This is a genomic window from Microlunatus sp. Gsoil 973, assembly GCF_009707365.1.
Taxonomy (GTDB): domain Bacteria; phylum Actinomycetota; class Actinomycetes; order Propionibacteriales; family Propionibacteriaceae; genus Microlunatus.
This window is the reverse complement of record NZ_CP046122.1, coordinates 99,250-122,877: the sequence shown is the minus strand read 5'-3', so window position 1 is coordinate 122,877 and position 23,628 is coordinate 99,250. Positions and strand designations below refer to the sequence as shown.

Genomic DNA, 23,628 nt, shown 5'->3' with positions numbered 1-23,628 from the left:
CTCCCTATCGATTCCGTCGGGCGGGCTGCGGCAGGCATTGATCGAGGAAATCCTCGATCGGCATCGGTCTTGCGATGTGAAAGCCCTGCACCAGGTCTGCTCCTTCACGCACGACGAGGTCGAAGGTCGACTGATCAGCCACATGTTCGGCGACGACGCGCTTGTCGAGGTCGTGGGCGACCCGGATGATCGAGCGCAGCACTGCGCAGTCGATCTCGGACTCACCCGCTGCGGTAACAAATTCCCCGTAGATCTTGATGTAATCAAAGGTCATTCGCTTGAGACGGGCGAAAGTGCCGAATGCATGACCGAAATCGTCGAGCGCCAGGCTGCAGCCGAGTTCGCGCATTTTCTGGGCGAATGCCTGCGCGTGCTCGATCTCAGACATTGCGGCCGTCTCGGTCACCTCCAGGATCAGTGCCGACCCCGGCACCCCGTGCCGAGCCAAGGATTCGACGATTGTCTGCTCGAGCAACGGATCACCGATGGAGCGGGCCGACACATTGATCGCCAGCCGGAAATCAGGATCGCGTTCCCGCAGCCGCGGCACCAGCGCGATTCCCCGGCGAAGGATGTGGCTGTCCAGGGTGATGATCAGCTCGCTCTGCTCGGCAGCCTCGATGAATTCGGCCGGGCCGACCAGTCGGCCGTCCTCGAAGATCCTGAGCAGGGTCTCGGCAGCCACCACCCGGCCCAGCGGAACGTCCAGCACCGGCTGCAGATGCAGAACCAGCCGGTCCTCGGCCATGGCACGATCGAGCCTCGCCTGAAGCGTCTCGCCACGAACCGCGGAGGGAAGATCCGCCGTGGCCTGGGTGAACACGGCGTATCGTCCACGGCCGCCGTGCTTGGCCTGGTACAGCATCGCGTCGGCCAGCATCATCGGATCGACGCCACGGGACCGGGCCGCGGCAATGGTCACCACGCCGACGCTGGCGGTCACCGGCGGATGCCGGTCACCCATCGCGGCGACGGACTCCCTGACCCGTTGTACCAGCCGTCCGGCCACCCTCTCGGCCGTTGTGGCACCGGCATCCGGCAACAGCACGGCGAATTCGTCACCGCCCAGCCGGGCGGCAGCATCGGTCTCCCGCAACTCGTCGCGCAGGATTCCCGCGACCCTGACGATCAGCCGATCACCGGCCGCATGCCCGAGTGTGTCGTTGACCTGCTTGAACAGGTCCAGATCCAGGATCAGCAGCGCACCCGCATCGGAGTCGAGCAGGTGCTCGGCGAGCAGTTGGTCGAACCGCCGACGGTTCAGCAAGCCGCTGGCCGCGTCGTGATCGGCCAGGTACGCCAGCTGCCGCCGGCTGCGGTCCAGCGCCCATTCACGTTGCTTCTCCCGGGTGACGTCACGGACCATGACCAGCGTCTCACCGGGTCGGGCACCCGGCAGCGGCACGGCGACCGCTGCCAGGGTGCGACGGGTGATCGCATCGGACAACTCAACTTCGGTCCGCCCGTCGGCGGTCTTGTCCAGCAGTGTGCGCACTTCGTCCAGGTGTCTGCTGATGATGTCGGAGAACTCGTCCTGCAGCTCCGGCGCGCCGCCCAGCCGCTCCAGCACCGTGATCCGCCCGTCCTGTTCGGCGATGGTGGCCACCACCGTGTCGGGCAGTTGGGCCAACAGCGTCCCCCAGCGAACGGTCACTGCCGCGGCCTGCCGTCTGGCCTCGCGTTCCTGCGCGTTGGCCGCTGCCAGTCTCCGTACGACCCGTTGGATGACCGGCGCGACCAGCAGGGCGATGGCGGCGACCAGGAGACCGCGGTACCAATCGGCCGCCGGGTACGCCGGCGGGCCGATGATCGCCGCCGGGACCCAGAAGAACGCGGCGCTGAGCACACCGGCGACGATCAGTTCCACCCGTGTTCCACGCAGGGCGACCCACAGCACCGGCAGCAGCACCAGCGGCGCGATACCGGAGGCCACGGTCGGCCCGGCGAGATGACGGGCGAGGGCCAGGTCGAGGAAGACCAGCATCGGCGCGGCCGTGGCCAGCCACGTCCGGCGGCCCCGATGGACGCTGACCGCGATCATCGCCAGGGTGATCAGCGTCAGACCGACGAACAGGCCGAATCCCACCAGCGACGCGCGGTGCCAACCGAACGGCATGATCACCACGCCCAGCAGTGCGACCGCCACAAACGGCCAGACGTCGGCCCATTTCGTGGCCACCGATTTCGTGGACCACGCTTTTGGGGGCTCCGATTTCGTCGACTCTGATTTCGTCGACTCTGATTTGGTCGACTCTGATTTGGTCGGCTCTGATTTGGTCGCCTCCGGTTCTGTGGGCACCGGGCGTCCCATTGCACCGTTGTGCGGACTACTCATCACCGTCCACCTCGCCTGCCCATTTCGTACCGTCGCCCGGGTTCACCGTCATCTTCTCAGTTGTCTTCTCCGTTGTCGCGCACCCGACATTCGTCCCGCAGGGTGAATGGGTCGCGACCGTACATAATTCGACCCCCCGAACACCCGGTAATTCACCGGCCGGATTCGCGGCCACCATCCGATGTCGGGGCATGCTGCACGGTTGCGTCGACGACCCCACCCACGCGAAATGGGATACCCGACGCGTCGGCTCCGGAAGCGGTCGCTGGGGGTCTCCGGTCTAGAGTGACCGGCGTGAGTGAGCAGGTACTGGTCTGGATCGACTGTGAAATGACCGGGCTCGACCTCGCCAACGACGCCCTGATCGAGGTGGCCGCGTTGGTGACGGATTCCGAGCTCGAGATCCTCGGCGATGGCGTCGACGTCGTCATCAAGCCGAGCCGGCAGGCGCTGGACCAGATGGGTGATTTCGTCCGCGCGATGCACGAACACTCCGGCCTGCTCGCCGAACTCGACGCCGGACTCAGTCTCGAGGAGGCCGAGCAGAAGGTGATGGCCTACATCACCCAGTTCGCCCCCGAACCGCGCAAGGCACCGTTGGCCGGGAACACCATCGGCACTGACAGGGCATTCCTGGCCCGCGACATGCCGGCCCTGGAGTCCCATGTGCACTACCGCAACGTCGACGTCTCCTCGATCAAGGAACTCGCCCGCCGCTGGTACCCGCGGGTCTACTACCAGTCGCCGGCGAAGTCGGGAAACCATCGTGCGCTGGCCGACATCCAGGAATCGATCGAAGAGTTGCGCTACTACCGCGAGGCGTTGTTCGTGGCACCGCCCGGTCCGGACTCGGCGACCGCGAGGACGATCGCGCTGCGTCACCAGGGAATGTTGACCGGGGAGACGCCGCAGTCCGCGACCGCCGACGACGAATCCGCGGAATCGTCGCCCGCCTGACCCAGCCTCCAGGATGGCCAGAACCGATTTCGACCCAAGCGATCGGTGACGCTAAGATTCACTGGCTGCTGACGGTCGGCGTACGCCTCCGGTCGGCCGGCGACGAAGGTCGCCGTGGTGGATGTAGCTCAGTTGGTAGAGCTCCTGGTTGTGGTCCAGGCGGTCGAGGGTTCGAGTCCCTTCATCCACCCCATTCACTCGCCCTCACGGCGTACGTCCCGCAGCGGCAGCCACAGTCCGGCGCCGCGATGCCGGTGGTCGTTGATCAACACGAACACCACAGGACGCAGCCAGCGCACGGCGCGTCCCGGAATCCACTCCTCGCCGTCGTGCTCCCAGATCACCCGGGCCCTCACCGGTACGGGCCGGTGCTCGGGCAACAGCGTCGGTATCCCCGGCGGCGGCCACTCGACATTGACCACCTGCTGGTGGTTCCACTCCGATGGTGCCCCGAATGCACCGTAGCGAGCTGTCCGCGCCATGGATGAAGTATCGAACAGGTGTTCGATCTAGGCAAATCAGCGGATCCCTCGCCATACTTCCCCGAAGGTTGTCGAGAACGGACGGCCGGCTCCGACCACGAGGCACAGGACGCACCCGGCGTCCACAGATCCGGAAGGACACCCGATGAAGTTCCTCATCCTGATGCAGGTCGATCCCACAGTCCTGGACAATCTGACCGAGGAACAGCAACAGGCGATCGGCGACGGCCACGCCCGCTTCATGGCCCAGACCAAGGAGTCCGGGGAGTTCGTGTTCACCCAGGCGCTGGGCGACCCGTCGCAGACCACCACGGTCCGCGGCCGCACCACCGGCCGTCCGGAGGTGACCGAAGGGCCGTTCGCCGAGACCAAGGAGTTCCTCGGCGGCTACTACCTGGTCGACGTCGAGTCCGCCGACCGTGCCGTCGAACTGGCCCAGCAGATCCCCGATGCCGCGATCGACGGGCTGGCGTTGGAAGTCCGGCCGGTGATGTTCAGCGACGGCGAGCCGATCTGACCGTGATCACCTCGGAGCTGGAGGACCTGCTGCGCACCCTCGCGCCGCAGGTCCTCGGCACCCTCCTCCGCCGCTACGGCACCGAACAGTTCGATCTCTGCGAGGACTCCGTCCAGGAGGCGCTGCTGGAGGCGTACCAGCAGTGGATCGCCTCGGGGCGGCCGGATAGTCCGCACGGCTGGTTGGTGACTGCGGCGCGCCGTCGGATGATCGACCGGATCCGCAGCGACGCCCGGCGTCGGGAACGGGAGTCGGTCCAGGCCCGGCTGGCCCATCCGCTCGCCGATCTTGCGCCGGTTAAGCACGACGACAGCCTGCAGATCATGATGTTGTGTTGTCATCCCGACCTCTCCCGTTCCGCCCAGGTCGCACTGACACTGCGTACGGTCGCCGGTCTGACCACCACACAGATCGCCCGGGCCTATCTGCTGCCCGAGGCGACCATCGCCCAGCGGATCAGCCGGGCCAAGGCCAAGATCAAACTCAGCGGTGCCCGGTTCCCCGCGCCGGCCGGGCCAGATTTCGATCATCGCCTGGATGCCGTGCTCACTGTGCTGTATCTGATGTTCACCGAGGCACACACAGCGACCATCGGCGACGAACTCTACGACGTCGATCTCGCGACCGAGGCGATCCGGCTCGCCCGGCAGGTGCATCGGGACCTGCCTGATCATGGTGAGGCCGCCGGTCTGCTGGCCCTGATGTTGCTCACCGATGGGCGCCGCGATGCCCGGCTCGATGACCATGGTCGGATGGTGCCGCTGGACGAACAGGACCGCGGCCGCTGGGATCGGACCAAGATCGATGAAGGTGTCCGGCTGGTGCAGGACACGCTGCCGGGGCGTCCGCCCAGCCCGTATCTGGTGCAGGCCGCCATCGCCGCCTTGCATGATCAGGCGGCAAGCACCCAGGACACCGACTGGCAGGAGATCCTCGCTCTCTACACGATCCTGGAGCAGCTCACCGGCAACCCGGTGGTCAGCCTGAACCGTACGGTTGCGGCCGCCATGGTGCACGGCCCGACGCACGGACTGCAGCTTCTTGAGCAACTCGACGGCCTGCCGTCGGACAATCACCGGCTGCTGGCCGTCCGGGCGCATCTGCTGGAACGGACCGGTGCCCCGACGGCGGCCGACGTCTATCTGGACGCGTCTCGGCGGACGACATCGATCGCCGAGCGCGACTATCTCCGCTCCCGGGCGCGTCGACTGAACGCCACCCAGCGCGACTAGTCGATCATCGGCACAAGATCATCGACGGCTGCCCGCACCTGCGCCGCGGCCCGGTCGTCGGGCTGCTGCGCGGCCTCCGCCTCGATCCGGGTCCACTCCCGGTAGGCGCGGATCTCGGTCGCCTTCTGGTCCTCGGTCCAGCCCAGCAGCGGCGCAGCCAGGTCGGCGATCTCGTCCACCGCGGCCAGCCCCTGTTGCTCTTCCTCGTAGACGATCCTGGTGCGCCGGGCGAGGATGTCGTCCAGGTGCAACGCGCCCTCGTGGGTGACCGCGAAAACGATCTCGGCACGGATGTACGCGGTCGCTCCGGCCAGCGGGCGGGCCATCTCCGGATCCTCGTTGCACAGCCGGGCGATCTCGCTGATCTCGGCTCCGTAGCGGTGCAGCAGGTGGGAGACCCGCCAGCGATCCCAGCCGTGCCGTTCGGCGAGCGTGGTGGTGTGCTCGCGGGCACCGGGATAGCCGACCGCCCCGACCAGGGGCACGTTCGCGGTCACCGACGGCAGCCGCTCGGCCCGCTCTCCGAGGGCGAAATCGACGGCGTCCTTGGCCATCACCCGATAGGTGGTGAACTTGCCGCCGGCGATCGACACCATGCCCGGCGCCGGTGAGGCGACCGTGTGCTCCCGGGAGATCTTGGCCGACACGCCTTCACCGGTGGTGCCGGGCTGCAGCAGCGGCCGGAGGCCGGCGTAGTGCCCGACGATGTCGTCACGGGTGAGCGGCCGGGCCAGCACGGCATTGGCCTCCCCCAACACATAGTCGATGTCGCGGGCGGTGGCCACCGGTCGGGCGACATCCTCGGTCCACGGCGTGTCAGTGGTACCGATGATCCAATAGCGCGACCAGGGGATGATGAACAGCACACTGGTCTGTGTCTGCAGGATCAACCCGACCTGACCGTCGATGCGGTCTCGCGGGACGACGATGTGAACGCCCTTGGAGGCAAGGACTTTCAGGCTGCCGGGAGTATCGGTGAGCTTCTCGGTCAGCCCGGTCCAAACACCGGTGGCGTTGATCACCGTTCTGGCCCGGGCCTCGAAATGATCACCGGTCTCGAGATCGACGAGCTCGGCCCCGACCACCCGGTCGCCGTCCTTGATCAGTCCGGCCACCTGCGTCCGGCTGGCCGGATAGGCGCCGTACGCCTGAGCGGTACGGACAAGATCGGCGACGAACCGCGCATCGTCCACCGAGGCGTCCCAGTACTGGATGGCCCCGGCCGCGACATCGGGATCGAGGTCGGGGAACCGCTCCATCAGCTTGTGGTGGCCGATGTAGCTGTGCCAGGGCAGCACCCGGCGGCGTTGACCGCGCACCTTCGTGCCGCGACTGACGCTGGCCAGCGCGTCGTACAGGCTGATGCCGGCTTCGACGTACGCCCGCTCGACGACCCGGTTGCGCAGCGGATAGAGGAACGGCACCGGCTTGACCAGGTGCGGGGCCAGCTGGCTGAGCAGCAGGCCGCGTTCCACCAGCGCCTCCTGGACGAGCTTGAAGTCGAACATCTGCAGGTAGCGCAGGCCGCCGTGGATCAGCTTGCTTGACTTGCTCGACGTACCCGAGGCCCAGTCCTGCGCCTCGACGACTCCGGTGATCAGCCCACGGGTCGCGGCATCCAACGCGATGCCGGCGCCGGTGACTCCTCCGCCGATGACCAGGATGTCCAGTTCCTGGCCGCCGTTGCTGCTGGCGCGCAGCCGGTTCAGCGCCTCCGTACGGGACCCGCCGGTCAACCTGCTGTCGATCATCACCACACCTGTGTCCGAGGACTTCGCTCTCTCTCGACCCTAGTCCGACGCCAGCAACCAGCCCACTTCGGCGGTCAGCAGCCGGCGCCGGTCGGCACTCGCGAACGATTGCGCGTCATGCCCCAGCCCGTCGTAGACCGTCTTCCGGCCGTCACGCTGCAACGCCCAGGCCATCACCTGGTCCTTGTCGTCGAAGCGGTGCTGCAGCAGGGGCACCGCATCGGCGGAGACGTCGAGCTCGGAGTAGCGCTCGTCCAGCACCGAGACGTGGGTCAGGCCGCCGAGGGCCGGGTGATCGCGGCCGGCCGGTGGGACCTTGAAGGTGAACTCCGTCCGCGGCGGATGGTGCGACCTGCCGCGCACCCAGCGACCACCGAGCAGTTCGGGCCAGGCCGGCCAGTCCGGAAAGGCGTTGGACGCGGCATGGACGCCGAGCACCGGATGTCCGGACCCGAGCCAGCGCTCGAACGCCTGGAACGACTGCTGCCAGATCGGTTCCGGCGCCAGCTCGACCTCGGGGTTGCCGCCGCAGTTGATCACCACCAGGTCGGTGTCGGTCAGCTCGGTGAACGCCTCGGGCGTCGATTCGGCGATCTCCACCTTGTGGCCGGCCTCGCCGAGGAGGTCGGCCATGCAGCGCGCGGTCTCGGCGAACGGGTGCCACGGATCGGTGTACCGGCCGGTGCCGGCGATGATGCGGATCCTGCTGTGGGTCACCCGTCAGACGCTAGCGGGCTCGAAGTACAGGTGGTGGTGCAGGGCGCAGCGCTCGTTGAACTGCGCGGAACAGGACGGGCACCCGCTGCTGTCCAGATAGCCGCGCACGGTGAGGACGTGGCCGCAGGCTCCGCAGAGGACGGCGGGCTGCTCCTGATCGGCGATCGGCCAGCGTTCGATCGGGTGGTCCGCGGCGTCCTGGTGGCACCGGAAGCACGGGTAGAACTCCCCGCAGCACCGGAACTTGATGGCGATGATGTCGGACGGCCCGTGGTAGTGGGCGCACCGCGTCTCGTCGTCGACCACCGCGCCGCGAACCACTGGCCTCTCCACGAATAGGTGACAATAGCGCCATGCCGCTTCCGGAGACCGCCCCCGTGCCGCTCGCCGTCCCCGGTTCCCGTCCCCCGCTGACCGTGGTGTCGAGGATCCGGTTGTCCGTCGCGACCGCCGCCGGCCGGGTGGCCGCGCAGGCCTCCCGGCTCGCCGGCCGCGGCACCGGCGCGGCGATCCGCGGGCAGGTGATGCTGAAGGCCGATCCGCAGGCGCTGGCGAAGCTGTTGCGCGGGCGGCGGATCGCGATGGTGTCGGGAACCAACGGCAAGACGACGACCACCCACCTGCTGGCCGCGTCGGTCGGGGCGGCACTCGGTGGCGCGGATCGGATCGTGCACAACGCCGACGGGGCCAATCTGCACGGCGGCATCACCTCGGCGCTGTCGGAGAAGCCCGAGGCCGATATCGCGGTGCTGGAGACCGACGAACGGGTGGTCGCCGACGTCGTTCGCCTCGGTCGTCCGGAGGTGCTCGTGCTGCTGAACTTCAGTCGGGACCAGTTGGACCGGCATCACGAGATCAAGGCGCTGGCCCGGAACTGGCGGACCGCATTGATCGCGGCGGGCGACGACGCGCCGGTGGTGGTCGCCAACGCCGACGAGCCATTGGTGGTCTGGGCGGCGAAGGAGGCGCGGAAGACGGTCTGGGTGGACACCGCGAGTACCTGGGTTCAGGACGCGGTGCTCTGCCCGGAATGCGGCGGGACGCTGCTGCGCACCGACGGCGAGTACGGCAAGACCTGGCACTGCCGGGACTGTGGTCTCGCCGAGCCGGCCGCCGACTACCGGGTGATCGACGACAAGATCAGCACTCCGGACGGTGCGGTCTACGAACCGCGCCTGCAGGTACCCGGCAAGTTCAACGTCAGCAACGCCGCGTGTGCGCTGGCGGCGTCGGCCGTGCTCGGCATCGATCCCGAGACGGCGATCACCGGGATGCGGACGGTCACGTCGCCCGCGGGGCGGTTCGGGACGGCACATTTCGGCTCGACCACGGCGCGATTGCTGTTGGCCAAGAATCCGGCGGGCTGGGCCGAGGCGCTGCCGCTGGCCGCGACCGACACGGTGATCCTGGCGATCGATTCGGCGGCTGCCGACGGTCGAGATGTGTCCTGGTTGTGGGATGTTGAGTACGAACAGTTGGTCGGTCGGCGGGTGATTGCGACCGGCCCGCGAGCGCAGGATCTGGCCGTACGGCTGGCGTACGCGGGAGTTGATCATGTCTGCGTACCTGATCTTGGTGAGGCGGTGATCGGGCATCCCGACCCGGTCGACATCGTCGCCACCTACACGCCCTTCCAGCGGCTGCGGAAGATGGGAGGCCTGGCGTGAGCGCGTCGACGTTCGGTGACGGCAAGCGCGTCGAGGTGGTGCTGGTCTACCAGTCTTTGCTGGGCATCTACGGCGACCGGGGCAACGCCACGGTGTTGATCAAGCGGCTTGCCTGGCGCGGTTACGATCCGGTGCTGCACGTTGTCGAGCCGGGTGACCCGTTGCCGGAGACCGGTGACGTCTATCTGTTGGGCGGCGGTGAGGACGCCGCACAGATCTCTGCTGTGAAGGAATTGAAGAAGGACGGCAGCATCTACCGCGCCGTCGATCGGGGAGCGGCCGTGTTCGCGGTGTGTGCCGGCTATCAGATCCTTGGCAAGTCCTTCACGGTCGGTGACAACGACACGGTGACCGAGGGGCTCGACCTGTTGGACGTCACGACCAGACGGGGCCCGGTCCGGGCGGTCGGTGAACTGCTCGGCAAGTGGATCGATCATTCCGGTGAGGAGCAGTGGATCACGGGGTTCGAGAATCACGGCGGCTATACAACGCTGGGTCCGGATGCCAAGCCGGTGACCCGGGTCGAGGTGGGCGTCGGCAACGACGGCAGCGGCACGGACGGCGCACAGAACGGGACCGTGTTGGCGATCTATCCGCACGGGCCCGCGCTGGCGCGGAATCCTGCTCTCGCTGATCATGTGTTGGAACTGGCGTTGAAGACGGAGCTTCCGGCGATCGACCGTCCGGAGATCACCGAACTGCGGCGGCAACGGATCGCCGCGGCTCGCCGATGAGCCCGGAGTCCGCCGATGTGATCATCGTCGGCGGCGGTCACAACGGTCTGGTCGCGGCGGCGTATCTGGCTCGTGCCGGCCGGTCGGTGGTCGTGCTCGAGGCACGCGATCGGCTCGGTGGCGCGGTGGCCAGTGCGCAGGTGTTTCCCGGTGTCGGAGCGCGGTTGTCGCGCTTCTCCTATCTGGTCTCGCTGCTGCCGCAGATGATCATCGATGACCTCGGGCTTGATGTTGAGCTGCGGTCGCGATCGGTCGGGTCCTACTCGCCCGTCGGGGATCGCGGGCTGCTGGTCGAGCGCCCGGAAGGCGACGCGACGCGAGCGTCATTCGCCGAGCTGACCGGCGGCCCGCAGGCCTACGACGCCTGGCAGCGGTTCCATGACGATCTTGGTCGGTTCGCGCAGGCGGTGGCACCGACGCTGGTCGGGCCGCTCCCCCGCGCATCATCACTGCGGAACGCTGTGGGCGACGAACTGATGGTTGATCTGAATGCCCGGCCGATCGGTGATCTGGTGACACGGACGTTCGCCGACGACACGATCCGCGGCACGATCCTGACCGATGCACTGATCGGCACCGAGGCCGGCGTCCATGATCAGAGTCTGGTGCAGAACCGCTGTTTCCTCTATCACGTGATCGGCAACGGCACCGGCGAATGGCGGGTACCGGTCGGTGGCATGGGTGCCGTCGCGTCGTCGCTGGTCGATGCGGCGCGCAAAGGCGGAGCAGAGTTGATCACCGACACACCGGCCACCGGACTGGTCCGTCATCAAGGTATTTGGACGGTCGAGACACCGCACAGGACGTGGCAGGCGCCGAACGTCCTGGCCAACTGTGCCGGATGGACGCTGGCCCGGCTGCTGGGCGAGGAGATGCCGAGGCCGGAGGGCAACCAGCTCAAGATCAACATGGTGCTCCGCCGGCTGCCGCGGCTGCGGTCCGGGATTGATCCGAACGTGGCGTTCGCCGGGACGCTGCACCTGCGGCAGGGCTACGCGGAGTTGCAGGCCGCGCACACTACTGCGGTCGCCGGGCGGCTGCCGGAGCCGTTCCCGTGTGAGGTCTACTGCCACAGCCTGACGGATCCGAGCATCCTCGATCCGGAGTTGATCAGACGGGGCTGGCACACCCTGACGCTCTTCGGGTTGCACGCCCCGGCAGGTCTCTTCGTACCCGACCCCGACGGCATGCGTGACCGGGCACGGGATGCGGCACTGGCCAGTCTGCAGTCGGTGCTCGCCGAGCCGTTGGAGGACTGCCTGGCAGTCGATTCCGAGGGCCGGCCGTGTGTCGAGGTGATGACTCCGCTGGACGTCGAGGCGGCCGTCGGGATGCCGGGCGGACACATCTTCCACGGGGAGCTGAGTTGGCCCTGGCTGGCCGATGATGAGCCGGCGACCACGGCGGCTGAACGCTGGGGCGTGGCGACGAAACACGACGGCTTGCTGCTCTGCGGGTCGAGCAGCAGGAGAGGCGGCGCGGTCAGCGGGTTGGGCGGTCACAGCGCCGCGATGGCCCTGCTGGATGGCTGATGCCCTGGATTTCGCACCGGATCGGCGAGGCTGCTAATCTTTCTCTCCGCGCGCCATTAGCTCAATTGGCAGAGCAGCTGACTCTTAATCAGCGGGTTCGGGGTTCGAGTCCCTGATGGCGCACCAACACCCATAGTCAGGCGAGTAGCTGCCACCCAGGTCGCCGGGCCGAACCGCACCTTTGCCACCCTTCCAGTCTCCGGGAGCGCGTCCCTCAACGCGGCCTCCGGCGCCAACTCCAGCTTGCGAGTCCACCGCGCGCCAGGCAGACGTCCACCGCAGCTCGGCATGGAGCCGGTCGATGTGCGCGTCCCGCCGCTCATAGACCGGCACCTCCTCGTCACCATCCGACATGAGGCGTTCGGCGATCGCCTTGGTCAGGTACTTAGTCAAGTAGCGGATCCCCCGATCGGCTTCCTCCGACGTTGCAATGATCCCGCGGATATCCGCCTGGGATCCGAGCCGCATCACATGAGCCGGCTTCGCATCGGGATCCCCGGCCATCGCTTCGACGGCTTCCTCCCAGGTCGGCAGAACGTCACCGGTGTGCGCCACACGCAGACGCGGGGCTAGCCGCTGCTGGGGTTCGATTGCGCCGAAGTACTGCGCCTTGTAGCCGGCGCAGCGACCCAGATTCTGCCACAACCGGTGCACCAACTTCGGAAACAGCAAAGCATCCATCGGCGCCCGGCGATAGTTGTAACTCACAGGCCGGGTCGGTGCACCGTCAGTGATCGACCCATAGGACGAGAGCGTCAGAGTCAGGAAAATCGACGGCCGGTACTCATGACCCTCCTGACTCGTGAAGGTACGACCGATCGTGCGATCGTCAGCGGGCACACGAGGAAGATCAACAGCATCATCTTCGTCGCGTCGTCGACCGCACCGGTCGATCACAGTCCGCCTCACGATCAACATCGCCATGATCACGATCGGCATGATCGCCAAAGCAGTCCGAATCGCGGTCCTCGATAGCGTCCGGTTCCGCTCCTGGATGTCAGCCTTCAGCGCAGCGCTGCATACGCAAGGTCCGCGCCTTCCGCGCACACGACGGACACACCGACTCCGACGTGGAACCGCACGAGATCGGAACCCTTGTCAATGACCGCGAGTTCCCGCACCAACTCGGTCAACACCTGCGAGACCACCACGGGGGCTCGGCCTTGACCAGCGCTCCCCTGCCATCACCGCAAGAGGTATCCAGTCCAAAGGCTGGATACGCGCAGCATGGCTAGCTGTGATCATCACTGCCACCCCGCGGGTGCACCTCGCGGACGATCCGACCCCAACGACGCCACACACCCAGCTCAGAGGGGATGTCATCGGGACGACCAGGCAGGCACCAGCGATCGCCTTGATGCCCAGGAACGTGACGGGAACACGGAAAACGGATGATCATCCTCATCGTGAGCGGCGAGCACCCATTCGGGTCCACCTGATCGTCCAAGCCATCCATCCTCGCCGCCGCACGTATCCAACTGACCCGAAGAAGCAGCCTACGACTTTCCAAGAGAAGGAAGGCTTCTGTCTGGTCCAATCTGATCGTCCAATCCGATCAACATCCAGGTCCGCCACGGTCTTGTAGTTGATCTTAGTGATGACCGACCCGGCGACGATGGGTTCTCCGAATCGGTAGATTCCAGCTTGCCTGGCATCGGACCCGACCTCTGGTCGATCGCAGGTAATCGCGGCAGCCACTCGCGCTCAGCCGTGCCGACACCACCCGGCACGGTTGACGAGCCATGGGCACGAAGCCAGCCGGTTCGACCGTGCCAAGGGCCACCGGTGCGCAGCACCGGCTGCCAAGACAAGCGATTCCTCGCAGCAACGGCCCTCGACGTCAACCAGGTCACGGGGAGCTGATCCAGTGTGCTTCGGCCGCCGAGCAACGGTTCACTGCAATCACCACATCACCAGCACCAACCGGTGCCGCGGTCTAGCATGATGGCAGGGCTGTCGGGGGACAGGTTCGGGGGGATGATGATGGAAAAAGGCAATGCGGTGAGCCCTGCATCTGTCGTGACGGCGGCCCGGGACGTCGCCTCGACCGTGCAGGGGGCAAGGTCGGTCGCGACGGTGGTCGCCGACGTCAGTCTGGACACAGCCGGCACCTTGAAGGACAAGCTGATCGACAAGACGGCCGATGCCGCCTTGGATGAAGCGCGCGATCAGTTGCGGGAGCACCGCGCCAAGCAGTCGGACATTGCAGACGAGCCAGCTGCCGGACCTGACGTCGATCCTGATGATCACGACGACGCGAAGGCGTGATCGGGTCAGACGTACCGGAATCGAGCAGGAGTTCGCCGTACTGGGCACGGCGGGCCAGGTCGACTTCCAGCGATGGACCGGAGCGGGACGGGTGCCCGGATGCCGGCTGGATGCCGGGGATCCAGGCGCTCACCGGCTCTCCTGGGGTGGAGTGATCACCGCCGATGATCGTGAGGCCGAAATCGCGACACCGCCCGAGCCGTTGCGCCCCGGGTTCACGACCGAACTGATCGCATCGCTGGCCCGACTACGGATGGAACTTGCGGACACGGTCGCCGGCTACCGCCTGGACGGTGTCTCCACCCACCTGAACGTCGAGGTACCTGACCGGGCGGTGGCCGCCGTCGCCCACCGCTTCGCACTGCGGCACGCAGCGGCGATGATGCTGTTGCTCGACCGACGGGACTCCCCCGGCCTGCTGGTGCGGCCGCGCCGCAGCCGGCTCGAGCTGGGTGGCGAGTATGCGGCCGGCCAACAGCTGACCGGTGCCATGGTCTTCGCCGCCGCGGCGGCCGTGGAATGTCAACGACACCTCGGCCCTGGATTGGGGGTCCAGCCCGTGCTCGAACCGGCGAGGGAACGATTCGGCTGGTACGTCGACCGGGGTGCGTTCGGCACCGATCTCTATCGTCACGGTCGGGCAGCCCGGATCGGGCCCCACCGTGCGCAGGACCTGCTGGACCGCTCCTGGGAGAGGGTCCGCCGGCTGGCCGAGGACTGGGCCACCGATGCCGAGGTCGCCACTGTGGACGACCTCGTGACGGGTCGCCACCCGCTGCCGTGCGAGGAGCCGGACGCCGAGCAGGCGCCGGCGGTCGGACGACCCGACCCGGATGTCGACATGATCACCGAACGCCACTGGGCGGAGCTGACCCTTCGCCCGATGCTCATCAGCTGGGACTACGCCGTCTGGCGCCTCTCGGCCGGAGGGGACAGCCGGGTGGTAGCCCTGCCGTCGACCGCTCTAACCGAATTCCTGGCCGACTTCTCGTCGGGACGGTCGGCCGAGTGGTGTCGCCGCGTTCTGTGCAACTCGACCTTCAAGCCTCTGGCCAGCGCCAGGGAGATCAGGTCGGGCGGGGTGTTCGACGGCATACGGCCGGGTTTCTCCCTCAACCCGACCGAGCGTGATCCTTTGACCGGGCGCCTGGGCGGGCCTGGATCCCCGTCCTCCAGGCAGCAGAAACACGACTCTGCCGAGGAGCCTCGTCCGCGGCCGCAGTTGCTCCCCAAAATGCGACGCTTCCGCCTTCGTATTCCGCAATCCCGCGGGAGGGCGTTCATCGCCGGGATCGCGGGAGCCATCACGCTGACGGTCGGTGCCGCCACTGCGGCGGTGATCATCCAAGGTGCCCAGTCGCGCGAGGTATCCGGGGCCACCACGACCCCAACGACGGCGCCGACGGCGACGCCCGACCCCTCCAGCGCGTCCTCGACGTCACCGTCGGGCAGTCCCAAGCCTTCGGCGTCGACCGGTGTTCCAGCCGCCACTCCCCAAATACCGCGCAAGAAGGCGGACGCGATTTCAGGAACATTCGCAGTAAGGATCAAGGTCGTCGACGGCAATGCCAATGTGCCCGTCGGTACGGCCTTCCGTCGAAACGTGACACTCACCAGCGAATGTTCCGGAGAGTCATGCACGCTGAGCCTTGCCGGGTCACGGGCGACGTTCGGCGGCGGCGTGCTCCGGTTCTCCGGCTCGGTCATGCAGGGCTGTGTCAAGGGCGGCGGCAAGAGTCGGGTGGACTGGTCAATGAAGCTGCGCCCTAAGTGGGCCGGGGCCCCGGGCAGCCGACCCATCACCGGATTCAGGGCTACCGAACGCCTGACGGCACCGAATCCGAAAGTCTGCGGTGCCGAGACCGTTAACGACCCGATCGAGGAGATCTGGATCGGCGTCCGCAAATGACGAATTTCAGAGCCAAAGGAGTCGCCTCGCGACTCGATCCTTACAAACGTGAGCCGCGCGCTTCGACGGCCCCAACCGGTGGGCCAGTAGAAGCAGACGTAGTACGGCTGACCGACATAGGCGTCGTCAAGCAGACTCCACCTACCGGTAGTGCGGCAAACCACGATTGGTGAACTGCACCATGTGTTTCACGCCGATGCTCCGGCGGTGGACAACATCTCCGCCGATTCGACTGCGCTGAACGCCATCGGCTTCTCACAAAGCGCGTGCAAACCGGCCCGCAGCGCGGCCATCACGATCGGATGGTGGAGGTCTTCTGGGGAGACGACCGAGATTGCGTCCAACTCGGCCTCGTCGATCATCGTCGCAAGTGCGGACGCGCGCTCGACTCCTGCCGCAGAAAGCTACTACGACAGCTGCTTCATGGGACTGACGTGCCGGTAGGTGGAAGTCTGCGGCCCAGCCGCTGGTCCCCATACACCGACCCGAACTGCACACCGCGGCTGGAGCCCTGATTGGGTCGAGCTGGGTTGGCACCGTGGACTATCGCCGTCCAGATCCGTCGTTCTCATTTACCGTGCCGCGGTTCGAAATGCAGAACGGTGGTAATTGAACCGTGGAAGCGAGGCGGAGCCGGTTGAGCATACAAATGGGCAGGGCCGCACTACGTGGCTGCGGGATGATCGCGGTGGGCCTTCCCGCGCTGCTGATGATGGTGGGTTGTGCGTCGGCGTCCAGGCCTGACGTCCGGTCGACGGCCGAGAGGTTCCAGACCGCTGTACGCCAACATCAGAGCGCGACGGCCTGCTCGTTGCTGTCGGATGAGGCGCGTAGCTCATTGGAGTCGGCGAGCGCCCGGTCATGTGCTCAGGCACTGGGAGCGCTCCGCTTATCGACGGGCGCCCCGACTGCCGTCGAGGTCTGGGGCGACAACGCCCAAGTACGGCTCCCCGACGGAGCGTTGTTCTTGGCCGAATTCTCCTCCGGATGGCGGATCACCGGCGCCGGCTGCACACCACGGCCGGACCGGCCCTACTCCTGCGCGGTGCGAGGTTGAGATGCGCATCGTCTTCACCATCACCGTCGTCTTCATCGCTGCGGGCCTGGCGTACATGATCATCATCGGGCTGCTGCAGCGATGAACGCCACTACCGGCCCGGCTCTCGGGCAACGGTCGGAGGAAACCCGATGAAGCGGTTCGTCGTAGAGAACAGCCTTAGCCTGTTCTTCGGCACGATCCTGATCTTGGCGTTGGCGGGGCAGGCCCTCACCGGACTGGCGGAGTTCAACCAGCAGCAACTCGCCGCCGGTCTGCAGCAGGAAAGCCTCGGCGGCTATCTACTCAGTTCGGACTTCGCCGTCGACGTTGCCGAGAACTGGCAGTCGGAGTTCCTACAGTTCCTGCTCTACATCTATGCCACAGTCTGGCTGCTCCAGCGTGGGTCGAGCGAATCGAAGGAGCTCGATAGAGCCGCCCTGAGTCGGACGAGGACCAGAAGGTCGGGGCGTACGCCACCGAGCGGTCTCCTGCCTGGGCACGTGCAGGCGGCTGGCGACTGGGCATCTACTCCCGGTCGCTGGTCCTGATCATGGGCACCATCTTCTTCCTGTCCTGGCTGGCGCAGTCCATCGCCGGGCGCGCGTCGTACAACGCCCAGCAGCTGTCGCAGTACCAGGACCCGGTCAGCTGGCTGGGATATGTCGCATCGTCGGACTTCTGGAACCGGACGCTGCAGAACTGGCAGTCCGAATTCCTCGCCGTTGCCTCGATGGCTGTCTTCGCCATCTACCTGCGCCAACGCGGGTCCCCCGAGTCGAAGCCGGTCGGCGCGCCCCACGACAGTACGGGTATAGAAGGCTGAACGTCGGAGGCCCGGTGCCGTTGCGCCGGCCGAAGTCGTGTCCGTCCGTGGAGTGAGCGGGCCCGACCGCTCGAACGGGCAAGTGATGGTGCCTCTGTGGCTACCCGGCCGGTGGCCGTAACCCGGACCGCAGTGGCCGAAGAATGATCTCCAGAGGCGTCACACGGTTCGACGGAGGTACCGGTTTGCCAACCCAGGGGTTCGTCGAGCATCCGCAACCAGACCGCGGCGCCACTGCGGCCGATCGTGCGCGTACGCCGGCCAAGCGATCGGTTTCCACCGTGATGTCGTTGCAGCGGACGATCGGGAACACGGCGGTCGCCCGAATGCTCACCGGCTCGGCTCCGGCGGCGCCGAGTGTCCAGCGCGACGCGAGCCGGGACGAACTGTTGCAGGCTTTGCGTTCAGCCGTTGCCCAGGGCGCCTGGCAGCAGGTAGCGCTGCGACTGAACGGCTTCAACGAGGACGACATCAAGGCTCAGACCGCAATGCTCTCCCTCGGCCAGGCAGCCAACACCCGGGCTGCGACGAAGATCTTCCTGGCGGGCTGGCCGCACCAACAGTTGATCCTGGACGGCCTCGACCAGGGCGGACCCGAGGTGCGGCGGATCGGCGACCTGTACGAGAAGTACGAGCGCGCCGTCCAGTCCGCCGACTGGCCCACGGCCGCCGATGCGCTTGCCCCGATGACCAGAGAGGATGTTCAAGCCCGGGTGGGCAAACTCGATGTGACCCAACGACAGCAGCTCGGCATCGTCGCCGGTGGACGGCAACCGTTGACCGATGTGCTGCGGGACCTCGCCGCGCTCCCGCCGGGCACCACCTACGCCGATGTCAGGGCCGACCTCGCGTACATCGACAACTTCGTCAGCGCCTCCTACGACGTCTTCCGCCGCGAACTGCACTTGACCTTCGAGGACGGCGGTGAGCCCGCCATCCCGATGGCTGAGCTTCGCGGAACTCCGCCGCGCATCAGCCCGCAATTGCAGCGGACCATTGATCAACTTCAGAAGAGCGGTGACCTCACCCTGCCGTCCTCGACCAGTGTCAACGCTCCGCCCGGAAGCCAGGGCGTGGTCACCGTCTACGGTCCGGACGTCTTCTACAACGACCCGCGCACAGGGCTCCTCCGACCCCAGAACCTCCGACCCTCGGTCGCGCCCCGGCTCTACCAGGCGATCACCGAGCTCGACACCGACACCCAGGACCTCCTCTATCAGGCCGCTGTCGGCTGGGTCGCCGGACCTCCGATGCCCGAAGGCAGTGAATGGCTCATCCTCCTGCCGTTCCTCGCCCGCGGCGGCATGGGACTGCGCAACGCCCTCGCCAAAGCCGCCGAGCGCAAGGCGCTCACCGCAGCCGAACAAGCCGAACTCCGCGCCCTGGCCTCCTCGGGGACCAAACGCCCCTATGCCAGCAGCCTCGGCGAACTCGAAGAAGCGGGGGTGATGGCCAAGACCGCGCCCGGCGCGACCCTCGCTCCGCCCAAGATGCGCGCCGTCGACTGGTACGAAGGCGGCAAACAGGTGCAGGTCACCGTCCAGGAGAAATACAAGGGACAAGCGATCACCGTGGTCGAGACGCACGTCTCGGGCGGCACCTGGAGTCAGTTGCACACGATCCTCGAAGCCAAGGACGCCACCGCTGCCAACGTCACCGCCGCCGTCACCAACAAACTCGACAAGTACTGGGACCGGCTGCACAACCCCGGCCTCAACAAGCCGGCGCGTGACCCAACACCGATTGCCCCGAACACCTACCGACGGGTCTACCTGGAGAGTCCCGACCGACTGGTGATCAACATCCACGTACGGGAGGCGCCGGCTACCGAGGCCCTTACCTCCGCCGCCAACAACGCGTACACGGTCTATGCGAACAAGACCGACCTGCCCCCGGTGACCATCATCGTCACGGGCACCGGCAAGTAGCCGCGGGCAAGACCCCCAATCGTCCGCGTGTCGACGCGTTGACCGTGACTCCATGTCGGTCGCACCGGACCCGCTAGCGTTGCATTCATGCAGCTCGCTGGGCCGGCGGTATCGCGTCGGGTTGGTGCTCGGCGGTTGCGTCCGATCATGGGCGGCCTGCTCGTTCTGCTGGGCGCCGTTTTGATCTTCAGGCCGTTCGCATCGCTGGCCGTGCTGATCCTGCTGCTCGTCGTCGCTTTCATCGTGGCGGGTGTCAGCGAGTTACTGCGCCGCGAACCGAACCCAGGCGTCTGGCGGTACGTGCAGGGCATCGCGTACCTGCTGGCCGCAGTCTTTGTGCTGGTCTGGCCGGGCGCGACCATTCGCGTCGTCGCCCTCGCGGTGGCCGTTGTCCTGCTGCTCGGCGGTCTGGCCGACCTCGCCATCGCTCGCAGGGTGGGCGGCACGGCCCGGTTCAACGCCGTGGTCGGCGGTGGGGCGTCGATCGTGTTCGGGCTGCTCGCCCTGACGTGGCCGGACGTCACTGTGCTCGTCGTCGCGGTCGTGTTCGGCGCACGCATGATCATCGCCGGGGTGCGGCAGCTGGCCGCCTTCGTCAAGGGCGATGATGTTTCGTTGTGGCGGCCGCGACCGGCGGCCAAGCCACCACGAGGCGGTTGGTTGCGTGTGACTGGGACGGTGCTGGGTGCCGCCTTGGCGCTGATCCTCGTCGTCGTCAGCATCGCGCTCCATCGCAGCACTCCGTCCCCGGACGCCTTCTACGATCCCCCGACGTCGGTGCCGACCGTGCCCGGGCAGCTGGTGCGCAGCGAGCCGTACACCAGTGACGAGATCCCGGCCGGTGCCCGGGCGTGGCGCATCCTTTACACGACGACGCGGGATGAGGGCCGGCCGGCGGTGGCAAGCGGTCTGGTCATTGCACCCGCCAGCGCGCTGATCGCCGGCGGCTCTGGATCCGGCGAGCCGCCCAGCAAGATCATCGCGTGGGCTCACGGCACCACAGGTTTCGCACCAGGCTGCGCACCATCAGTGTTGCCGAACGGGCTCGCCGCTGGAGCGATGATGATCGAGAAGGAGGTGATCGCCCAGGGCTGGACCTTGGTCGCCACGGACTACGTCGGCCTTGGCACGAAGGGACCACACCCCTATCTCATCGGGCAGGGCGAGGGCCGGTCCGTGATCGACGCGGTCCGGGCCGCACGGCAACTCAAGAACGTTTCCCTCGCCCAGGACACGGTCGTCTGGGGACACTCCCAGGGCGGCCATGCCGCCCTGTGGACCGGCATTCTCGCTCCGGCCTATGCGCCCGACGTCAAGATCGACGGGGTGGCCGCCCTGGCGCCGGCCAGCGACCTGCCCGGTCTGATCGACAACCTCGGAGACTTCACGGGCGGCGCCGTCTTCGGCAGCTTCGTCATCGCTGCGTACACCGCCATCTACCCCGACGTACGCACTTCCGACGTCGTGCGCCCTGGTGCGCGCATCCTTTCCGACGAGATGGCCGACCGGTGTCTGGCCGAGAAGAGCGTCCTGGTCTCAGCGCTCTCCGCGATAGCGCTGGACAAGTCCATCTGGACTGGCGACCCTGACCGTGGCGCCTTCGGCCAACGACTGAAGGAGAACGTCCCGTCCGGTCCGATCCGCGCGCCACTGCTGATCATGCAGGGCGCCGTAGACGGACTCATCACTCCTGCCGCGCAGGCGAGATATGTCAAGGCTCGCTGTGAGGCCGGCTACCACCTCGACTACCGCACCTACGTCGGGCGCGGTCACCTCTCGGTCGTGGAACCAGATTCCCCGGCAATCCCTGAGCTGCTTGCCTGGACCACCAACCGCTTCGAGGGAGAACCCGCGAAGACCACCTGCTGATCCGACTACCAGCACCACCGACTCAGGAGCTACTCGGATTGGAGCGGACCGGCGAAGGACTTCTTGAGTGCGACGCGTGCGAGAAGAGGTAACAGAGCGGCGATGATCTTGCCCACTGCAGTCTTTCCGACCCGTGTGACGGTGATCGAAACCCGGGACCCAGTGCCATCCGGATCGAATCGGTAGCTCCAGCCCGACCCGTCGGCCCAAATGTTGGAGTCCAACGTCTTCACGGTTGCGGTGCCGGCGGCGCCGTCCCAGGAGTAGCGGACCCGCTCCCACGTTTGATCGTTGCCTTCGGTGATTTCCGCCCAGTCTTCGCCGCGATCATGGACTTCATAGTGACCCTCGGAGATGCCGGGCCAGATCGACGGTCGATCCGGACCGAAGTCGGTGAGCACGGCGAGCGCTGCGTCCGGCGCCAGTCGGGAGTGCAGTTCGAAGCGACCAGTGGGCATGGCTCCTCCATGTTCGACGCTTCCACCCTACGGGGTCGCAGCCGCGCGGGAGCGGACCTATCAGTGATGCGTGTAGGCGTAGTGAGCGCCGTACCTGGCCTGTTTCAGGGTGAACTGTTCGCCATAGGGGCTGTGCAACTGATCGATCAAGGCCGACTCGGACATGCCGCCCATTTCGAGATAACTCTCGGCGGAGAGCGCGGCCTGGTGGTTCCAATTCACCGTGATGTGGTTGACCGCGAATTTGGCGTCAGCCCTGTCGAAGCCCTCACCGTACGGGCTTGACAGCTGGTCGATGAGACCCTTCTTGGACATCCCACCCATTTCCAAGTAGCTCTCTGCGGACTCGATCGCTTGTTCCTCTGCGGTGGTGTAGTGCGGCTGCGGAGCCTGGGTCCTCTTCGGCTTGGGGGCTCGGGTCGCTTTCGGCTGGGGCGCGGCAGCGCGTGAGGACGGAGCAGGCTTCGGCGCTGGCTTGGCCGGGCCCGACGAAGGCTCAGTCGAAGGCTCAGTCGAAGGCTCAGTCGAAGGCTCCGTCGAAGGCCGGGACGAAGCGACACCGGATGGGTTGCCGGACCCACTCGCCGAGGTCTGCGTAGCCGCCGGCACGTTGGCCGTGGCGCCTCCTCCGCCTCCAGCAGCGACCGAGGCGATGATCACGACCAGGACGATCGCGCCGAGGACCCCTCCGAGAACCTTGCACCCCGTGTGCTTTCGCGGGGGTGAAGTCGGCGGTTGCTGCGGGCCTTGAATCCACTGCTGACCTGGTTGCTGTGGTGCCTGGGACTGCCATTGCGGCCCGTTGTCATATGGCCGGTTCGGGTCGTACTGGGGAGGCTGGTTGGACATGATCGGTGCACCGTTCTGCCAAGAGCACACCATCAGCACGCCCTGGCCAAAGGGAATTGACATTCGGAGCGTAGGTTGAAAATGGAATGTGCATGACCGGGCTAAGAAACCTCGGGACCAAAGTCATCCGAAGGGATGTGTAGACGGAAGATTCCCGGAGGACGAAAGTCCTATGATGCTAAATGATCGTCGAAAGACCCGACACAGCGGGCTTTTACCATCTACGCTCGGGGCGTGAAAATCCGCCTGGCCGCCGCGATCGCGGCTGTTGCTCTCCCAGCCAGCCTGCTGACCGCAACTGTTCAAACTCCGTCCGCAGACGCCGCCGCGCGTCACTTCAAGTCGTGCGCCGCCCTCAACAAGGTGTATCACCACGGCGTCGGAATGCCCGGCGCCAAGGACCACACCAGCGGCAAGCGGGTGACCAACTTCAAGAAGTCCGCCGCGCTGTACAAGGCGAACAATGGGCCCCGCAACCCGCGCACCGGCGAATACGACCTCGACCGCGACAACGACAAGATCGCGTGCGAGAAGCGCTGACCGTCCCGGCAACACGGTTCA

The 23,628-nt window shown here is 66.6% G+C and carries 19 protein-coding genes, 2 tRNA genes and 2 pseudogenes; 14 read left to right on the top strand and 9 right to left on the bottom strand.

All coding sequences use genetic code 11. From position 1 onward, the window contains the following. Positions 1 to 4 precede the first annotated feature (4 nt). Complete coding sequence (locus GJV80_RS00615) at positions 5 to 2,179, bottom strand: bifunctional diguanylate cyclase/phosphodiesterase (protein WP_154686266.1); 2,175 nt, start codon at positions 2,177 to 2,179, stop codon at positions 5 to 7. Between the two features lie 450 nt (positions 2,180 to 2,629). On the opposite strand from GJV80_RS00615, the gene orn reads away from it, so the two are divergent. Together orn and GJV80_RS00605 are read left to right on the top strand one after the other, a co-directional pair. Next, positions 2,630 to 3,292, top strand: a complete 663-nt coding sequence (gene orn, locus GJV80_RS00610; protein ID WP_154686265.1) for an oligoribonuclease — start codon at positions 2,630 to 2,632, stop codon at positions 3,290 to 3,292. 117 nt (positions 3,293 to 3,409) lie between these two features. Beyond that, positions 3,410 to 3,485, top strand: a tRNA-His gene (locus GJV80_RS00605). 1 nt (position 3,486) lies between these two features. Here GJV80_RS00605 and GJV80_RS00600 read toward each other — a convergent pair. Beyond that, a complete protein-coding gene (locus GJV80_RS00600; protein WP_154686264.1) occupies positions 3,487 to 3,774 on the bottom strand; it encodes a hypothetical protein in 288 nt (95 codons plus the stop codon). A gap of 145 nt (positions 3,775 to 3,919) precedes the next feature. Here GJV80_RS00600 and GJV80_RS00595 point away from each other — a divergent pair, with 145 nt between their 5' ends. Next, positions 3,920 to 4,291 carry a YciI family protein gene (locus tag GJV80_RS00595; protein ID WP_154686263.1) on the top strand — a complete coding sequence of 124 codons (372 nt, stop codon included), beginning with the start codon at positions 3,920 to 3,922 and terminating at the stop codon, positions 4,289 to 4,291. A 2-nt stretch (positions 4,292 to 4,293) separates the two neighbouring features. Then, entirely contained in the window at positions 4,294 to 5,523 is a 1,230-nt protein-coding gene (locus tag GJV80_RS00590) for an RNA polymerase sigma factor (protein WP_154686262.1), read from the top strand. Here GJV80_RS00590 and GJV80_RS00585 read toward each other — a convergent pair. From GJV80_RS00585 to GJV80_RS00575, 3 genes are read right to left on the bottom strand one after another with little or no spacing between them, the layout of a single operon-like run. After that, positions 5,520 to 7,274: a glycerol-3-phosphate dehydrogenase/oxidase gene (locus GJV80_RS00585; protein WP_154686261.1), complete on the bottom strand. Its 1,755-nt coding sequence runs from the start codon at positions 7,272 to 7,274 to the stop codon at positions 5,520 to 5,522. The genes GJV80_RS00590 and GJV80_RS00585 overlap by 4 nt on opposite strands. Before the next feature lie 39 nt (positions 7,275 to 7,313). Next, positions 7,314 to 7,991 carry a ThuA domain-containing protein gene (locus GJV80_RS00580; protein WP_154686260.1) on the bottom strand — a complete coding sequence of 226 codons (678 nt, stop codon included), beginning with the start codon at positions 7,989 to 7,991 and terminating at the stop codon, positions 7,314 to 7,316. Between the two features lie 3 nt (positions 7,992 to 7,994). Beyond that, the gene (locus tag GJV80_RS00575) at positions 7,995 to 8,324 is read right to left on the bottom strand and encodes a CHY zinc finger protein (protein WP_154686259.1); all 330 of its coding nucleotides are present in this window, start codon (positions 8,322 to 8,324) and stop codon (positions 7,995 to 7,997) included. A gap of 194 nt (positions 8,325 to 8,518) precedes the next feature. Between GJV80_RS00575 and GJV80_RS00570 the strand changes: the two genes are divergently transcribed. The 4 genes from GJV80_RS00570 to GJV80_RS00555 all read left to right on the top strand — a co-directional run bounded on the left by GJV80_RS00570 (position 8,519) and on the right by GJV80_RS00555 (position 12,050). Next, positions 8,519 to 9,658: a MurT ligase domain-containing protein gene (locus GJV80_RS00570; protein ID WP_230208474.1), complete on the top strand. Its 1,140-nt coding sequence runs from the start codon at positions 8,519 to 8,521 to the stop codon at positions 9,656 to 9,658. Next, positions 9,655 to 10,392 carry a type 1 glutamine amidotransferase gene (locus GJV80_RS00565; RefSeq protein WP_154686257.1) on the top strand — a complete coding sequence of 246 codons (738 nt, stop codon included), beginning with the start codon at positions 9,655 to 9,657 and terminating at the stop codon, positions 10,390 to 10,392. Before GJV80_RS00570 ends, GJV80_RS00565 begins: the two co-directional genes overlap by 4 nt. Then, the gene (locus GJV80_RS00560) at positions 10,389 to 11,924 is read left to right on the top strand and encodes an NAD(P)/FAD-dependent oxidoreductase (protein ID WP_154686256.1); all 1,536 of its coding nucleotides are present in this window, start codon (positions 10,389 to 10,391) and stop codon (positions 11,922 to 11,924) included. Before GJV80_RS00565 ends, GJV80_RS00560 begins: the two co-directional genes overlap by 4 nt. A 50-nt stretch (positions 11,925 to 11,974) precedes the next feature. Further along, positions 11,975 to 12,050, top strand: a tRNA-Lys gene (locus GJV80_RS00555). On the opposite strand, the gene GJV80_RS24790 is transcribed toward GJV80_RS00555, so the two are convergent. Continuing rightward, on the bottom strand, positions 12,009 to 12,842 hold the full coding sequence (locus GJV80_RS24790; protein WP_370518872.1) for a replication initiator: 834 nt from the start codon (positions 12,840 to 12,842) through the stop codon (positions 12,009 to 12,011). The genes GJV80_RS00555 and GJV80_RS24790 overlap by 42 nt on opposite strands. Before the next feature lie 1,023 nt (positions 12,843 to 13,865). On the opposite strand from GJV80_RS24790, the gene GJV80_RS00550 reads away from it, so the two are divergent. Then, positions 13,866 to 14,192 (top strand): hypothetical protein, encoded by a 327-nt coding sequence (locus GJV80_RS00550; protein ID WP_154686255.1) that lies wholly within the window; start codon positions 13,866 to 13,868, stop codon positions 14,190 to 14,192. Further along, positions 14,167 to 16,101 (top strand): hypothetical protein, encoded by a 1,935-nt coding sequence (locus tag GJV80_RS00545; RefSeq protein ID WP_154686254.1) that lies wholly within the window; start codon positions 14,167 to 14,169, stop codon positions 16,099 to 16,101. Before GJV80_RS00550 ends, GJV80_RS00545 begins: the two co-directional genes overlap by 26 nt. Before the next feature lie 188 nt (positions 16,102 to 16,289). Here GJV80_RS00545 and GJV80_RS00540 read toward each other — a convergent pair. Beyond that, positions 16,290 to 16,484 (bottom strand): annotated as a pseudogene (locus GJV80_RS00540) (Gfo/Idh/MocA family oxidoreductase); the annotation flags it as partial. 805 nt (positions 16,485 to 17,289) lie between these two features. Between GJV80_RS00540 and GJV80_RS24785 the strand changes: the two are divergent. The 3 genes and pseudogenes from GJV80_RS24785 (at position 17,290) to GJV80_RS00525 (ending at position 21,760) form a co-directional block, all read left to right on the top strand. Then, positions 17,290 to 17,963 (top strand): annotated as a pseudogene (locus GJV80_RS24785) (DUF6766 family protein). A gap of 185 nt (positions 17,964 to 18,148) precedes the next feature. Beyond that, a complete protein-coding gene (locus tag GJV80_RS00530; protein ID WP_154686252.1) occupies positions 18,149 to 19,891 on the top strand; it encodes a hypothetical protein in 1,743 nt (580 codons plus the stop codon). 147 nt (positions 19,892 to 20,038) lie between these two features. After that, positions 20,039 to 21,760, top strand: coding sequence for a lipase family protein (locus GJV80_RS00525; RefSeq protein ID WP_230207978.1), 1,722 nt, complete (start codon positions 20,039 to 20,041; stop codon positions 21,758 to 21,760). Between the two features lie 29 nt (positions 21,761 to 21,789). Here GJV80_RS00525 and GJV80_RS00520 read toward each other — a convergent pair whose 3' ends face one another. Continuing rightward, positions 21,790 to 22,218 carry a hypothetical protein gene (locus GJV80_RS00520; protein ID WP_154686250.1) on the bottom strand — a complete coding sequence of 143 codons (429 nt, stop codon included), beginning with the start codon at positions 22,216 to 22,218 and terminating at the stop codon, positions 21,790 to 21,792. Between the two features lie 60 nt (positions 22,219 to 22,278). After that, entirely contained in the window at positions 22,279 to 23,067 is a 789-nt protein-coding gene (locus GJV80_RS24455) for an Ltp family lipoprotein (RefSeq protein ID WP_255455601.1), read from the bottom strand. Positions 23,068 to 23,301: 234 nt separating this feature from the next. Here GJV80_RS24455 and GJV80_RS00510 point away from each other — a divergent pair, with 234 nt between their 5' ends. After that, positions 23,302 to 23,607 carry an excalibur calcium-binding domain-containing protein gene (locus GJV80_RS00510; RefSeq protein ID WP_230207976.1) on the top strand — a complete coding sequence of 102 codons (306 nt, stop codon included), beginning with the start codon at positions 23,302 to 23,304 and terminating at the stop codon, positions 23,605 to 23,607. The last annotated feature ends 21 nt before the right edge of the window (positions 23,608 to 23,628 follow it).